Source organism: Cyclonatronum sp. (genome assembly GCF_022565315.1).
In the GTDB taxonomy this organism is placed as follows: Bacteria; Bacteroidota; Rhodothermia; order Balneolales; family Cyclonatronaceae; genus Cyclonatronum.
The window spans coordinates 53,318-67,254 of sequence record NZ_JAIUMX010000002.1 but is presented as its reverse complement, the minus strand read 5'-3'; the positions used below and the strand labels follow the sequence as shown (position 1 = coordinate 67,254).

The following is a 13,937-nucleotide window of genomic DNA, read 5'->3' as shown; positions in this document are numbered from 1 at the left end:
AATGAGGTGAATTGGCAGCAGTTGTGCGGACTAACGGAGGTCCCGAATCAGAGGGTTGCGGAACTGTACGTTCAGTCAAACGATCTTTTCGCGGAGAGTAGGTGCTCAAGATTTAGAAGCATCTGCCTGAACTGCTTCGGAACTGCTACTGTGCGGCGGTTTTTTGAAAAAGTACCCGATTGGGGGCCGCAGTGAGGCAAAAGGAGGGCTATGGTGCGTTTACGAATTGCCCGCTTATGAGGGCACGCATAGAAAAAGGCAGAAACCCGGCAATGCGGAGCTGAAGGGTACAGGCCCGCAAACGGGGATGGGTTTCGTGGCCTGAAGCACTAAAAAGTATGCCGCTAAGCACTGCGGCATGATGCTTGAAAATAAGCTGAAAGCTCAGCCGGTCATTTGAAAAGGTGCCGGCCATATCGCTTGCGTCGTGATGCTGAGACCAGGCCAGATATAAAAAAGGAATCATCCGCGTGCGGTCTTCCTGAGAAGGCTTTTCCCTGGCGGTGCCCGATTTTCCGGACATCATTTCGTTGAGCAGGGTTCGCAGGCTTTCACTGCGAAGGGTATCGGCTCCGGCATCCGATGTTCTCTCACTCAGGTGCTGCATCACCCAGTTGCTGAAAGAGTTGTACTCTTTTACTGCCTGATGCTGCGGCAGATGGGTAAGCATAAAGCCTCCCAGTACCAGTAGTACAACAGAAAGCCTGAGTTTTATACCGAAGAATTTTTGCATTCGGCAAAGATAGCAAGCCTTGGGCCATGCAACAACAAAAAAATAAGGCACGCTCCGGTCCGGGAACGTGCCTTTCTATTTGATTCGACTGTTATATCAATAAGAGGTTCACGAAAACTTTAAATAATCATGAACTTCACCTAAACTAATCATTTGCAGGCACAAATCAATAATTTTTAATGACTATGGGTTTAATTGGCTTTTATTTTTAAGTTGAAGTGGGTAAAAAAGCGCTTTTAATTAAGTGGGTTTAATTTTGGCCTGAATATAAAGTGTGATGAAGGTATAAGTCGTGTAAGTTAGGTATTTTATAAGGCTGAACACTTTGTTTGCAATGAGCACTGTTCCGTCTTTTTTCTATTCAGGAGTTAAAAAACAGGTTTTGATGAGCTATATCGTTGATTCATTACATGAGGCTGCAATAAAGGCTGCTAAAATAGCAGGTGAAGTTACGCTCAAATATTTTCGCAAAAATGTAGAGGTAATCAGTAAAGATGATGATTCGCCGGTTACCATAGCAGACCGTGAGGCAGAGCAGGCCATGCGCGCGTTCATCATGGAAACGTTTCCCGAACATGGTATTATCGGCGAAGAATTTGGTACGCATCAGCCGGATGCTGAAATAAAATGGATTCTCGACCCTATTGATGGTACGGTAGGCTTTATCCACGGCATCCCCCTGTACACCAATCTTATTGGCATAACAATTGGCGGTAAACCGACTGTCGGGGTCATTCATGCACCATTTATGGAAGAACTTGTTGCCGGAGCTGAAGGGATACCTGCACACCTCAACGGGGTAACAACTAAGGTGAGAAACTGCACTGATTTGAGTAAAGCATCGATGATGACCTCCGATGTTCAGTATTTCCGCACCTACGGTTACCGTAATTCATTCGAACACCTGCTCGATCAGGTAGGCACGCACCGCACTTATGGGGATGCATACGGCCATTTAATGGTTGCAACCGGCCGCGCTGATATAATGATGGATCCGGTGCTGAACCTTTGGGATGCCGCGGCCTTGCTTCCTGTAATAGAGCAGGCAGGGGGTTCGTTTACCGATCTAAGCGGTACAGCCCGCATCGACGGCGGAAACGGATTCTCCTGCGCACCCGCTCTGAAAAACGAACTGCTTCATATTTTTAAAAACCATCAATAAAAATTCTTATGAATTTCGCACAAAAGGCCAGTCCTTTTTTATTGTTCTTTTTGCTGTTGTCTGTAATCCCCACTGGTGTTAAGGGGCAGGCGGGTTTTCTGGATTACGAAGAGCATCCGGTGCTTGATTATCATTTTTCCCATCTTGAAGCTGCTCTCAGCCTTGATGAGGCCGAGCGTTCTCTGAGTGGTTCAGCTTCGTACACGGTTTATGCCCGGCATGCTTTCGCTGAAGCACTCACGCTTCATGCAGCCGGCCTTAAAATTGACGCAGTACTCATTAACGATCAGGAAGCGGCCTTTGTCTATGAAAATGACCGCATCACCCTTAATCCGGCTGACTACCTTGCGGAACCAACCCGGCCTTTCGAGCTGATTATCTTTTACCGGGCCGAACAGCCGCAGGCGTTACTTCGTACGGCAGCCGGAACCCTGTTTACCAGCCTTGCCCCAAACCGGCGCGCCGAGTGGATTCCGGTTTTTGAGCATCCGCGGGTGGCCTTCACAACACGTATGATGATTGAAGTGCCTGAAGAAATGCAGGTGGTATCAAACGGCTATTACTTCCGTTCCAGGTCGGCCGACGGGAGGCGGAAACAGGTTATCTGGCGCTCAGAGGTGCCTGTTCCTTCTACCGATCTTGTGTTCTTTGCCGGAAACCTTGAGTACGTGGAAAATCTGCTGGGCCTTACGGGCATCAGGGTATATGGCGAAGCCCGCACGGGTTCTCAGCAGGTTCGGGAAGAACTGATGCGTGAAACCATCAGCAGCCTGAGTGCCCTTACCCGCAAACTACGTGTAGAGTACCCCTTTGAAGGGCTCACGCTTGTTTTGCTCGAAGACCATTTGTGGGAGCCTCGTTTGTCGGCGGCTTCAGTAGGGATTGTTTCAGCAGCTATTTCCCCTATTAAGGTGCAGATCGACCGAATTGTGACAGCACAGTGGTTTGGCGCTTTACTGAGACCCGAAACTGTAGCGGGTGCAGGCGTGCATCTGCTGCATCAGGCGGCCCTAATGCAGCAGCTCGAACCTGATGCCCCGCATGCAAACGTTCAGGCATGGCCTGAAACCGATAATTTCAGCTATTGGGATCATTTGCTGGTACAGCATTTCCATTATTGGCAGCAGGCACTTAATGAGCTGGACGGCTTTTCAGAGTTTATTTTACAGGATCAGATGCGGAATCAGCTGCGCAGAGAAGATCCGGTAGGTAACTGGCATGATTTTCAGCGCGTTTGGTACCGGGCTTCAGGCAGAACCCTGCCAGAAACCGATTTCGAACAGCTTCGGGCGGTACCCGAAGAACATGCTCCCTTGCCGGTACAGCTTGTTTTTGGCTACAGTGCCGAGCGCGGCATTTCAGTTACGGTTGATCCGCAGGGGCCGGTGCAGAAAGACAGCATCCGCGTGCCGCTTGAGCTGTTTTTCCGCGGTGGCGAGCTCCGCCGCGATACCCTCACCGTTTTCCGTGCAGGAGGGGAGTTTGTGCTGCCCGCTGAATCCCGGCCACAAAATGTGATTGCAGGCGACGGTGCACCCGATTTTCTGTTTAGGGAGATGAAAGATCTCAGCATGTGGCTGCATCAGCTCAGAAACAGTCCGTCTGTTGCTCAGCGGGTGGCAGCTGCGCAAAACCTGCCACGATTCCGGGAAGATCCCGATATTCAGCTGGCCGTTCGTGATTTGCTTCGCGCTGAAAGCTCAGCAGCTGTTCGGGTAGCACTTATCGGAGCAATTGGTGATATTGTGCGCGGAGCAGCCGGCACACAGCAGCTATTCCTGGATTTGGTTTCTACGGCAGAAGGGGAGGAGCTCCTCGCAGCCCTCAATGCCCTGCGGAATTATCCCGGTAACCCGGCAGTGGTCTCGGCTGCAGGAAGGTTGGCGCAGAGCGCACAGTACTCAGAAGCCGCAGTGCGCGCTGTGCGGATTTTCCGTGAGGTGGCTTCAGAAGAGCAGTTTACCGAGCTGGCAAGCTCGTTGCTCGGCGGCAGCGGTCCGGCCGGAATTCGCGCTGCCGTAGTTGAAGAATTGTTTGAACTCTCTGATCGTATGGTAGCTGTTGATACGAGCTATGAAATTGTGCTGATGGAGTCTTTCCCCTATCAGATGCGGGCAACGGCCCTGAGTGCTTTGGCGCGGAACAACCGGGCCCCTGAGCTGCAGGAACTTGTGCCCCTTCTGATTGCTGATACCGACCCCCGCATGCGGCTGCTTGCGCTTCGTTACATCGGTGCCCTCGACGATGCGCAGATGAACAATCTGCTCGAGCAACGGTTTGCCGTAGAGCGCGATCCGCGAATCCGGGTAGTGCTCGAAGCGTTTTAGCAGCCTGCAATCAATTTAGTGCTTCTGTTGCCTGGGTCTGCGCGTGAGATTGCCTGACTTATGATGTAAAAGCTGCGCGGCCGCTTTGTGCTGCGCCGGCTCCGGCTCTTACCATGCACGGGAGTTGGGGCTTTCTGCTGGTTGCCGGCAAAAGCCCGATAGGTAGTTGTTGCCGGGAGTTCTCTCAATCCCCGCGCCCGATGAAGGGATATACCTATAGCCTCTGAAAATGCTCCCAAACCCCCGACCCCATCGGGATCGCCCCTTTGGGAGGCAGTTCAGCAATTTTGAACATCAAATCGTCTCTGGATTTTTGTGAGCCGGACCCCAAAAAGAGTCAGGCTGCCCGGTAATTTTGTGGGGTTTCGTGCGGCGGCCTTCTGAGCTTTTCGCATCAAAAAAGGCGCTTTCGGAGCAGCAGCCGTGTTGGGCACGGCAGCCGGTTTCCGAAAGCGCCTTTTTTTCCTGTAGGGAGGGTGTGAGGCTTATGAGGCGGGTGCCATCCGCCCCGCAGTTAAGGGATGCCCCGTGGCCTGCAGCCGGCCACGGCGGGCGGCTGTACCGCGGCACTTTCCTTTTCACCCGATAAAAAAAATCCCGCGGTTTTACGGCCTTTGGGTTTAGCTGTAGCGCACCCATTTGGCGAGCTCTTTGAAACTCGCGCTTTTGCCGTACATGAGGATGCCGACGCGGTAGATGCGGGCACTCAGCCAGATGAGCCCGAGGAAGGTGAGGGTCATGAGTACGAAGCTGAGGCCGATTTCCCAGGCGGGCACCGACATCACGGCCATGCGCACGGGCATGATGATGGGGCTGAACAGCGGGATGAGCGACAGCACGAGCGCCAGGGTGGAATCCGGATCGGAGGATACCGGGCTGATGAACAGTATCGGGATGATGATGGGCAGCGATACTACGGTGGTGAGCTGCTGGTTTTCGGTTTCTGACTCGAGCGCGGAACCTACGGCGGCGAAGAGGGCGCTGTACATGAGGTAGCCCAGGATGAAGAAGCCCAGGAAGCCGATTATGAGGCCGATGCCGATCTCGGGCATGGTAAAGGGCAGCTCGCTTTCGATGGCCTGAACGGCTGCTGCGGTGTCGCCGCCAGCGGCTTCGGTGGCGCGGCTGCCGAAGAAGTACAGCATGATGGGCGTTGCTGCCAGCGAAATGCCGCCGATGGCCAGTGCCCAGAATACGAACTGCGTTACGGCCAGGGCACCGACGCCGATTACTTTGCCCATGAGCAGCTCGAAGGGGCGCACCGAGGAGACGATGACTTCTACAATGCGGCTGGTTTTTTCTTCGATTACGCCGCGCATCACGATGCCGCCGTACACGAACATGGAGATGTACATCACAAAGCCGAGCAGCAGGCCTACCACGAACAGGGCGCTGGTATCCTGCTCTTCGTCGCCGGTTTCGGTGAGTACGCGGGTACTGAGGGCGATGCGCTCGTTCATGATTTGCCGTACTTCCGGGCTTACTTCGGCCCGGTCGAGTTTTTCGTCGCGTATGGCGTTGCGCAGGGCAGAGCGCACTTCGGTAATGAAGGCTACCCCGCCAGTGCCGGCATAGATGAGCTCGGCGGTGCGGGTGCCGGCGATTACGTCTTCATCTACCACAACGAAGCCGTGCAGGCGGCCGTCGGTTACGCGCTCGCGCACTTCTTCGAGGGTGAGCTCGGGCAGGTGGAGGTATTTATCGGGATCGGTTTCGATCATGCGGGGGGCGATGGTGCCGGTTTCATCAACAATGGCTACGCTGCGCTGCGTGTCGGGGGTGAGCAGCACCACAAGTACGGGGATGATGAAAAACGCCAGGAAGATGAGCGGCGCCAGCAGCGTGGTGAGGATGTAGGCTTTGCTGGTTACGCGGGTGATGTACTCGCGTTTGAAAATGATCAGGAATTTGCTGAAGTCAATCATGGAGGCCGGTTGGGGTTAGGCTTTTGAGGTGGCGTTGGCGGTGGCGTTGCTTACGGTAGAGATGAAAATCTCGTTGAGGCTGGGCTGCACGAACTCGAAGTGGGTGAGCTGTACGTGCTTTACCGCGTTCTGGAGGACGTCCTGCTCGGTGGTGCCGTGGAGCAGGCGGATTTCGGCGAAGTTGGCCGAGCGGTTGTTGATGCGCACGTTTTCGAGATGGTCGATGAAGCCGCCGTCGCCCATGAAGGAGAGCTTTACGGTATTGTTGCCGAAAGAGCGTTTAACATCGGCAAGGGAGCCGGTGAGCAGCAGCTTGCCTTCGTTGAACAGGCAGATATCGTCGCACATCTGCTCGACCTGTTCCATGCGGTGGGTGGCAAAGAGGATGGTTTTGCCTTTCTGGTTAAGCTCCAGAATGACCTCGCGCAGCAGTTCTGCGTTGATGGGGTCGAGCCCGCTGAAGGGCTCATCGAAGATGCAGATTTCCGGATCGTGGGCGATGGTGGAGATAAACTGAATTTTCTGCTGCTGCCCTTTGGAGAGCTCGCCCAGCTGCTTTTTGAGCCAGTCGGTAGCTTTAAAACGCTCGAGCCAGTACGTGAGGGATTTGCGGGCGTCGCGGTCGCTCATGCCCTTCAGGCGGGCGAGGTAGAGCAGCTGATCGCCGACCTTCATTTTTTTGTAGAGGCCGCGCTCTTCAGGCAGATAGCCGATCAGCTTCTGGCTTTCGGCGCTGGCCGGCTTCCCGTTGATGAGCACCTGCCCGCTGTCGGGTATGGTGATGAAATTGATCATCCGGATGGTGGTGGTTTTGCCGGCACCGTTGGGGCCGAGCACCCCGAAAATACGCCCTTTCTCAACGTTGAAGCTTACGCCATCAACGGCAGTGAAAGAGCCGTAACGTTTTACAATCTGCTGGACCTGAATAATTGACATGTGGGATTGTATGTGGGTTGTGATGAATGAGGCGTTGGGGTTGAATGCTTGAGCAAACTGGCTTTAAAGTTCATTAAAAGCTGTTTTGTTCAAAATGAAGGCCTGGTGAATAGGCGGGCAGCTTACGAACGCTGTACCGGTAGGGTTCATTTAATCTGACTAACGGCCGTGAAGTTAACCCTTGCCGCTGCAAGGGGAAAGCATAATTGATTATGTTAAAATGAAATAAGACAATCTATTTCATAATTAGGTTGCTTAGCTTTATACTACAAGCAAAATAACACGCCTTGAACGGCGCTTATAAGCCGTTTATCAGTCCTTATATATAGTTAGAAAATAGTTTATGAACATAATACATTTAAGTTTTGAGTGTTATCCGGTGGCCAAGACCGGCGGGCTTGCAGATGTGGTAGGTTCGCTGCCTAAATATCAGAAGGCCCTGGGGGCCGATGCATGGGTGGTGATGCCGAGATACAACAATGAGTGGATAAATGAGCGTAATATTCAGGTTGTGCACGCGGCGAGTACGTGGATGGGAAATCAGATGTTTCATTTTGAAATCCATAAGGTAGAGGGCGATGAGCTGGGGTTCCCGCTGTATCTGGTGCATGTACCGGGCCGCCTCGACCGCAAAGGCATTTATGTGGATGCAGATTCAGGCTATGGTTTTTGGGATGAGTTTGAGCGCTATCTGAGTTTTCAGCTTGCAGCTTTGGAGTGGATTCGCACCTTTTCTACCTATCCGGATGTGCTGCACTGCCACGACCATCATACCGCACTGGTTCCGTTTTTAATTACCGCTACGGACACCTTTACGGGCATGGAAAAAATCCCGACCATTGTAACTATACATAACGGCGAGTATCACGGCAATTATGATATGGGCAAGGCGGACCTTATCCCCTCGGTAAAACCGGGTCAGCGTGGTTTTCTGGACTGGGGCGGACGTTTTAATTCGCTATCAGCGGGCATCCGGAAAGCCTGGAAAGTTACTACGGTTTCTCAGACTTATATGGATGAGCTTCAGGACTCTGCCGGTGGCCTTGAAGGCTTGCTAAGGGCAGAGAGGGGCAAGTGTACGGGAATCATTAACGGGATTGATGATGAGGTCTGGAACCCGAAAACCGACCATATGCTCGAGTATCACTACAATGCCAGAACGGTTGAAAGCGGCAAGGACAAGAGCAAGCGCCTGATCTGTGATTACTTCAACCTGAATACAAACTACCCGCTGATTGCATTTATCGGCAGGCTTGTTAAAGAAAAAGGGGCTGATCTTCTGCCGTCCGTAATCTCAGAATTTATTGAGCAGGGCGGCCGCGCATCCTTTGTTGTGCTCGGAACCGGCGACCACTGGCTGCAGGAGCGCCTGCGCATGATGTCAGCTGAGTACACCGGCTTTTTTGATTCATCCATACAGTATAATGAAACCTTGTCGCGCCGCATCTATGCGGGTTCGGATTTCATCTTCATGCCTTCGCGGGTTGAACCCTGCGGACTGAACCAGATGTACGCCATGCGCTACGGAACCATCCCCATTGTGCGGGAAGTAGGCGGGCTGAAAGATTCGGTTCGTGATATCGGGGAGGAAGGCGGCTACGGCATCCGTTTCCGCCATTTTACCCTCGAAGACGCGATCCATGCTCTGTACCGGGCAACTGATTTATTTGAAGATCAAAAAGCGTTTAAAGCCAACCGAAAGAAAATTATGGGCCTGGATTATACCTGGAACCGTTCCGCACAGACCTACCTGGATCTCTACAAAGAGCTTATTAACTGAAACTATCAATCATCTAACCCTTTCAGAACTATGGAAAATGTACTTGCAGTAATTTTAGGCGGCGGACAGGGTTCGCGGCTGTATCCGCTCACGAGAAGCCGTTCGAAGCCGGCTGTGCCCATTGGAGGCAAATACCGCCTGGTGGATATCCCGATTTCAAACTGCCTGAATAATAACATTCGGAAAATATATGTGCTAACGCAGTTTAATTCAGCATCCCTGAACCGGCACATCAAAAATACTTACAGCTTCGACCCCTTCAATCCGGGTTTTGTGGATGTGCTTGCAGCCGAGCAGACGATCACCAGCCAAAACTGGTTTCAGGGTACTGCGGATGCGGTGCGGCAGTCGATACATCACATGGATAATCATGATTTTGAGTACATGATGATTCTCTCGGGCGATCAGTTGTATCAGATGGATTTTAAGACCATGCTTGCGGCGCATAAAGCTTCGGGAGCAGAGGTTTCCATCGCAACAATTCCGGTTAATGCCGATGATGCAACCGGTTTTGGCATCATGAAAGTAGCAGAAAATGGTTCTATTGATTCATTTGTGGAGAAGCCTTCGAAAGAGGAACTCGGCGATTGGAGTTCTGAAGTTTCGGATGAATTGCGCAATGAGGGCAAGGTTTATCTGGCATCAATGGGTATTTATATCTTCAACCGCTCGGTAATGAAGGAGCTTTTTGATGAGCAGCCTGAAGCCAAAGATTTCGGTAAAGAAATTATCCCGGCAGCAATTCAGAACGGCCGTAAGGTCAGTTCATTTGTCTATGACGGTTACTGGGAAGACATCGGAACCATCAAGTCGTTTTTTGAAGCCAACCTCGAGCTTACAACAGCAATGCCGAAGTTTAACCTTTATGATACTGCCAATATGGTTTACACCCGTGCAAGAATGCTTCCGGCTTCGAAAATTAGCGGCACTACGCTTGAGCGCACCATTGTGGCTGAAGGCTCGGTGATTGAAGCCAGCCGTATCGAAAATTCGCTTATCGGTATCCGCTCGCGTATTGGCCGTGGCACAACTGTTGCAAGCAGTATCGTGATGGGGAATGACTACTTCCCGCGGTTTGATGAAATCGCTACAAAGAATGCGAGCCTGCCCCCGGTTGGAATCGGTGAACGTTGCTTCATTCAGAATTGCATCATCGATAAGAACTCCCGAATCGGAAATGATGTACGAATCAACGGCGGAACGCACCTTGAGGACGGCAATTACGATCAGTACTCCGTTGTGGACGGCATTGTGGTTGTGCCGAAGAGTTCTGTAATAAAAGACGGTACCGTTATCTGAGTCTGATGTTGCGGAGGTTTTCTCCCTCATCCTGAAAATAAAGAGCCTGCCCGGCAAAATGCCAGGCAGGCTTTTTTATGACTTACACCCGCTATCACATCCCACCCCCAACAAACTGCTTTAGCAAGAGCACTCAGCCGGAAACCCTGCCAGACTCCAATCTTGGCAAGCTTGTGCCCTTAGGTGCACTGCATGCAGGGACGTGTTGGCAATCAGGGCTCCTCAGCCTGAATTTCAAGCAGCTTGGCAAGGGCGCGGTCGCGCAGCCCTTCAAAGTGTTCGGGCCGGAATTCGCCATTGTTGAACTTCATGTACAGCCAGATCAGGTAGGTCGCGATTACATCCTCATAACAGTAGTGCTCAATGGCGGCAAGGCTGCCCTGTTGAAACATTTCGTACACGGCGTTTCCTTCACCCGTTTTTTTGAAGGGGATACCGAGCAGCAGCCCCAAATGCTTGAGCTTGGGCCATGAACTTGCACCGAAATTACTGAACTGATCTACAAGGTCAACATTTTGCTGGCTGTACCGGTACTTTATATCGTGGGTGTTGAGCCGGTGCGGCAGCTGAAGGCCGTGTTTGAGGCTGCGGTAGGTGAGCAGGGGCAAATCGAAGCCGCGGCCGTTGTGATGGATCAGCCCGAAATCTTTGTAAATGCGAAGGACGTCAATCAGTTTTTGAATGCCTTCTTTCTCGTCTGTTCCGTGCCATTCTGCTTTATTGCGGGGCTGCCCCTCGTTATCGATCCAGAGCCCAACCCAGGCAACTATACGGTGAAACATGGGTGGCAAAAAGCCGGATTTATTCTTGGCAAGCTCCTCACCTGCAAGTTCCAGTAAATCAGGTTCCGGCATATCGGGCTGATCAAGAGCAAGCCTTACCAGAGCGATATCGGGAATGGTTTCAATATCAAAAACAAAAAACATAGTTTGGTTACCAGGGGTTAAAATTCGGACCGGGCGTCAAAGATAATTTTACTAATCTGGGTAAAGGTACGGGCATCTTTAAGTTTCAGATAGGTTTTTTTGTGCCCCAGCATTCGTGCAATATTGCCGAGGGTACGGATGTTGCGCTGTGTGCTGTGGGATGCCGGTGAAACAAGCACAAACAGGAGTTTTACTTTTTCCTCCACATTAGGGTATGAGATGCCGTTAGGGCTTATACCCATGAAAAGAGCAGGCTCCTGCAGGTTTACTGAGCGGGTTTTGGTGAGAACAACGCCCGGCAGTTCGCCCGGCAGGTTGTCGATTTCCTGTGCGAGTACTTTTTCGATAATTTCAGAAAGCTCAACCGGGTTAGAATTAAACCGCTTGCCCATCAGCTCCCGCAAGGCCTGGTGTGCATCCATATCATCGAGTTCGAAATTCACGTTTTCGTTGTGAATATCGGGGATATCGTGCATGTTATCGAAAGAAACATAACTTTGCTGGCTGTCGTCGTTGGTGATTTCACTGGGGTATATGGTGAAAAAGTTTACGCCGGGGTAGTTTTGGGCGATAATGCGGGGCAGGCGCTCGAGATTGGCATCCCATGAAACGGTGCCGTTACGGGTGCTGAGCAGAATTAGCAGGTCTTCTTCATCTTTGAACTGAATCCGCTCATCTTTGAGCAGGCTTGCCCATTCATCGAGTACTATGTAGCCGGCTTCGATTTCTGGTTCCTGGTTTTCGACAAGCTGCTTGAGGGTTTGATGGTTGTTGCGAGAAGTAACTACCAGAAGTTCAGCGCCGATCTCATTCACCATATTTTTGATGGTGAGCATGGCGCCGGTAAAGCCTGGTTCCCGGTCGAGATAAGGAGGTACTATAAGGAAAATACGTTCGGTGATATTGAGCGGATGGTCAATCTTTGAAACCATAATAAGCTGTTTGCTCTGTTCCAGAAGCTGATCGAGTACGGTACCAAAAATGCGCTGCCTGGCAGAAATTTCCCCGTTCCAGCCAATTACGACATGTGAGATACGAAGCTCTTTCACGGCCCGAATAATGCCGTTTGAGATATTCATATCGATGCGGGTTACGGGCAGAACCGGTACTTCGGCGGCAGCGGCATGAACAACGGAATGACTCAGCATTTTCTCGCTTTCGGCAACCCGGGCGTCGCTGTCGGCAGTATCGGAACTACGCGCTACAGTGAGCGGGAAAAGTGGTTCTGTTGAGTTTTTCTTCCGGATTATCATAGCGATATCCATCAGGGCCTCGGCCGTCTGAGGATTTGCAAGCGGTACCAGAATACGCTCCGGAGCATCCAGAGGGTTGTAGCTTTGGCTTGCTTCCTTTAGGGCTACTTTACGCCCGTACCGCTCTACTAAGCTGGGCCCGATGAGGCAGGTGATCAGAATCATAAGTACAACTGCGTTCACTGAGGTTTGAGTGAACAGGCCGATTTCGAAGCCAACAAGTGTAACGGCCAGCGTTGCTGCGGCCTGCGGAATGGTGAGCCCGGCGATGGTCCATCCTTCTTCAGGCGTTAATTTAAAGATCCATTGGGTGAGTTTAGCTGCGAAGCCTTTTCCGAATAGTACAAGCGCTGTAAATGCAGCGGTCTGAGCCCATACCTCCCAGCTTTCAAACATAACCTTTACATCAACAAGCATCCCTACTGAAATAAGGAAAAAGGGAATAAAATAAGCGTTTCCTACAAACTGCACCCTGCTCATAAGGGTGCCGCTCTCCGGTACAAGTCTGTTTAAGGTAAGCCCTGCGAGAAAGGCACCGATAATGGGTGCCAGGCCAACCAAATCGGCGAGGAAAGCTGAAATAAACAGCAATGCAATCATAAATACATATTCTGTATTGGTTTGATTGCGCACATTTTTAAAAAACCAGCGGCCGATTACAGGTAAACCAAGCAAAATGGCAGCGGTGTATCCAATAACCAGAACTGCAAAAGTAAGCCAGAAGGTGAAGCCGGTAGCGTCGGCGAGTGAATTGGCTACAATCGCCAAAATCAGCAGTGAGAGCATATCAGTAACAATAGTACCGCCCATGGCCATTGTTACACCTGTATTTTTGGTAATGCCGATCCGGTTTGCGATCGGGTATGCCAGCAGGGTATGAGAGCCTACTATGGAACCAAGCAGCAAAGAGGAAGCCAAAGAAAAATCAAGCAGATACATCCCAACGGGTAATGCCGCAAGCTGAGGTATGAGGAAGGAAATAAGGCCGAAAATGAGGCTCTTGTTACGATTCTTTTCAAATTTATTCAGGTCGATACTCAAACCGGCCATAAACATCAGGTACAGCAGGCCTACGGTACCAAGCAGAATGATGGTCTGATCGCGCTCAAGAAGACCGAGTACACTCGGCCCTACAATGGTTCCGGCAAGGATGGTTCCCACAAGGCCCGGTATTTTAAGGCGCTGCACGACCATGGGTGCCAGCAGGATGATGAGCATCACGATAGCAAAAATCAGAACCGGGTCGTTAACGGGAAGGTTAAGCTGAAAAAAGGAATCCAAAGTATCCGGGATTGAGTGAAATGAGTTTGTACCTAAAATTAACCATTCTGAAAACCGATTGATTCATAAGCACTCAGAATCTTTTGCTTATTTCATTAAGCGGGATAATACCAATTTGCAGGAAAATTTCAACGATTGCTTTTCCCGTAATATAAGGGTGAAGATACTGTACCAAGCAGTTGAGCGGGAAGAGAGGTTCAAATACGACCCGATCAGCTAAGCCTTGTGCAGCAGTTTTGGGCTGAACACTTATAAATTCGGTTTCATCCGGCAAAGCATATTTAGTTATCTTGAGAGCTATCCTGAAACCAGTTA

General features: G+C 51.1%; 10 protein-coding genes. 4 read left to right on the top strand and 6 right to left on the bottom strand.

Going from position 1 to position 13,937, the window contains the following annotated elements; all coding sequences use genetic code 11:
* Positions 1–208: 208 nt before the first annotated feature.
* Positions 209–733, bottom strand: coding sequence for a hypothetical protein (locus tag LAT75_RS00870; RefSeq protein ID WP_291480722.1), 525 nt, complete (start codon positions 731–733; stop codon positions 209–211).
* A 385-nt stretch (positions 734–1,118) separates the two neighbouring features.
* Between LAT75_RS00870 and hisN the strand changes: the two genes are divergently transcribed.
* Positions 1,119–1,895: a histidinol-phosphatase gene (gene hisN, locus LAT75_RS00865; protein WP_291480721.1), complete on the top strand. Its 777-nt coding sequence runs from the start codon at positions 1,119–1,121 to the stop codon at positions 1,893–1,895.
* A gap of 8 nt (positions 1,896–1,903) precedes the next feature.
* Entirely contained in the window at positions 1,904–4,222 is a 2,319-nt protein-coding gene (locus tag LAT75_RS00860; RefSeq protein ID WP_291480720.1) for a HEAT repeat domain-containing protein, read from the top strand.
* A 620-nt stretch (positions 4,223–4,842) separates the two neighbouring features.
* On the opposite strand, the gene LAT75_RS00855 is transcribed toward LAT75_RS00860, so the two are convergent.
* Positions 4,843–6,147 carry an ABC transporter permease gene (locus tag LAT75_RS00855; protein ID WP_291480719.1) on the bottom strand — a complete coding sequence of 435 codons (1,305 nt, stop codon included), beginning with the start codon at positions 6,145–6,147 and terminating at the stop codon, positions 4,843–4,845.
* A 15-nt stretch (positions 6,148–6,162) separates the two neighbouring features.
* Positions 6,163–7,083: an ABC transporter ATP-binding protein gene (locus LAT75_RS00850; RefSeq protein ID WP_291480718.1), complete on the bottom strand. Its 921-nt coding sequence runs from the start codon at positions 7,081–7,083 to the stop codon at positions 6,163–6,165.
* A 343-nt stretch (positions 7,084–7,426) separates the two neighbouring features.
* Between LAT75_RS00850 and LAT75_RS00845 the strand changes: the two genes are divergently transcribed.
* Together LAT75_RS00845 and LAT75_RS00840 are read left to right on the top strand one after the other, a co-directional pair.
* Positions 7,427–8,863 carry a glycogen/starch synthase gene (locus LAT75_RS00845; protein WP_291480717.1) on the top strand — a complete coding sequence of 479 codons (1,437 nt, stop codon included), beginning with the start codon at positions 7,427–7,429 and terminating at the stop codon, positions 8,861–8,863.
* Between the two features lie 30 nt (positions 8,864–8,893).
* The gene (locus tag LAT75_RS00840; protein ID WP_291480716.1) at positions 8,894–10,162 is read left to right on the top strand and encodes a glucose-1-phosphate adenylyltransferase; all 1,269 of its coding nucleotides are present in this window, start codon (positions 8,894–8,896) and stop codon (positions 10,160–10,162) included.
* 212 nt (positions 10,163–10,374) lie between these two features.
* On the opposite strand, the gene LAT75_RS00835 is transcribed toward LAT75_RS00840, so the two are convergent.
* The 3 genes from LAT75_RS00835 to LAT75_RS00825 form a co-directional block, all read right to left on the bottom strand.
* Positions 10,375–11,088: a hypothetical protein gene (locus tag LAT75_RS00835; protein ID WP_291480715.1), complete on the bottom strand. Its 714-nt coding sequence runs from the start codon at positions 11,086–11,088 to the stop codon at positions 10,375–10,377.
* Between the two features lie 17 nt (positions 11,089–11,105).
* Entirely contained in the window at positions 11,106–13,622 is a 2,517-nt protein-coding gene (locus LAT75_RS00830; RefSeq protein ID WP_291480714.1) for a cation:proton antiporter, read from the bottom strand.
* Between the two features lie 73 nt (positions 13,623–13,695).
* Positions 13,696–13,896 (bottom strand): hypothetical protein, encoded by a 201-nt coding sequence (locus LAT75_RS00825; protein WP_291480713.1) that lies wholly within the window; start codon positions 13,894–13,896, stop codon positions 13,696–13,698.
* Between the last annotated feature and the right edge of the window lie 41 nt (positions 13,897–13,937).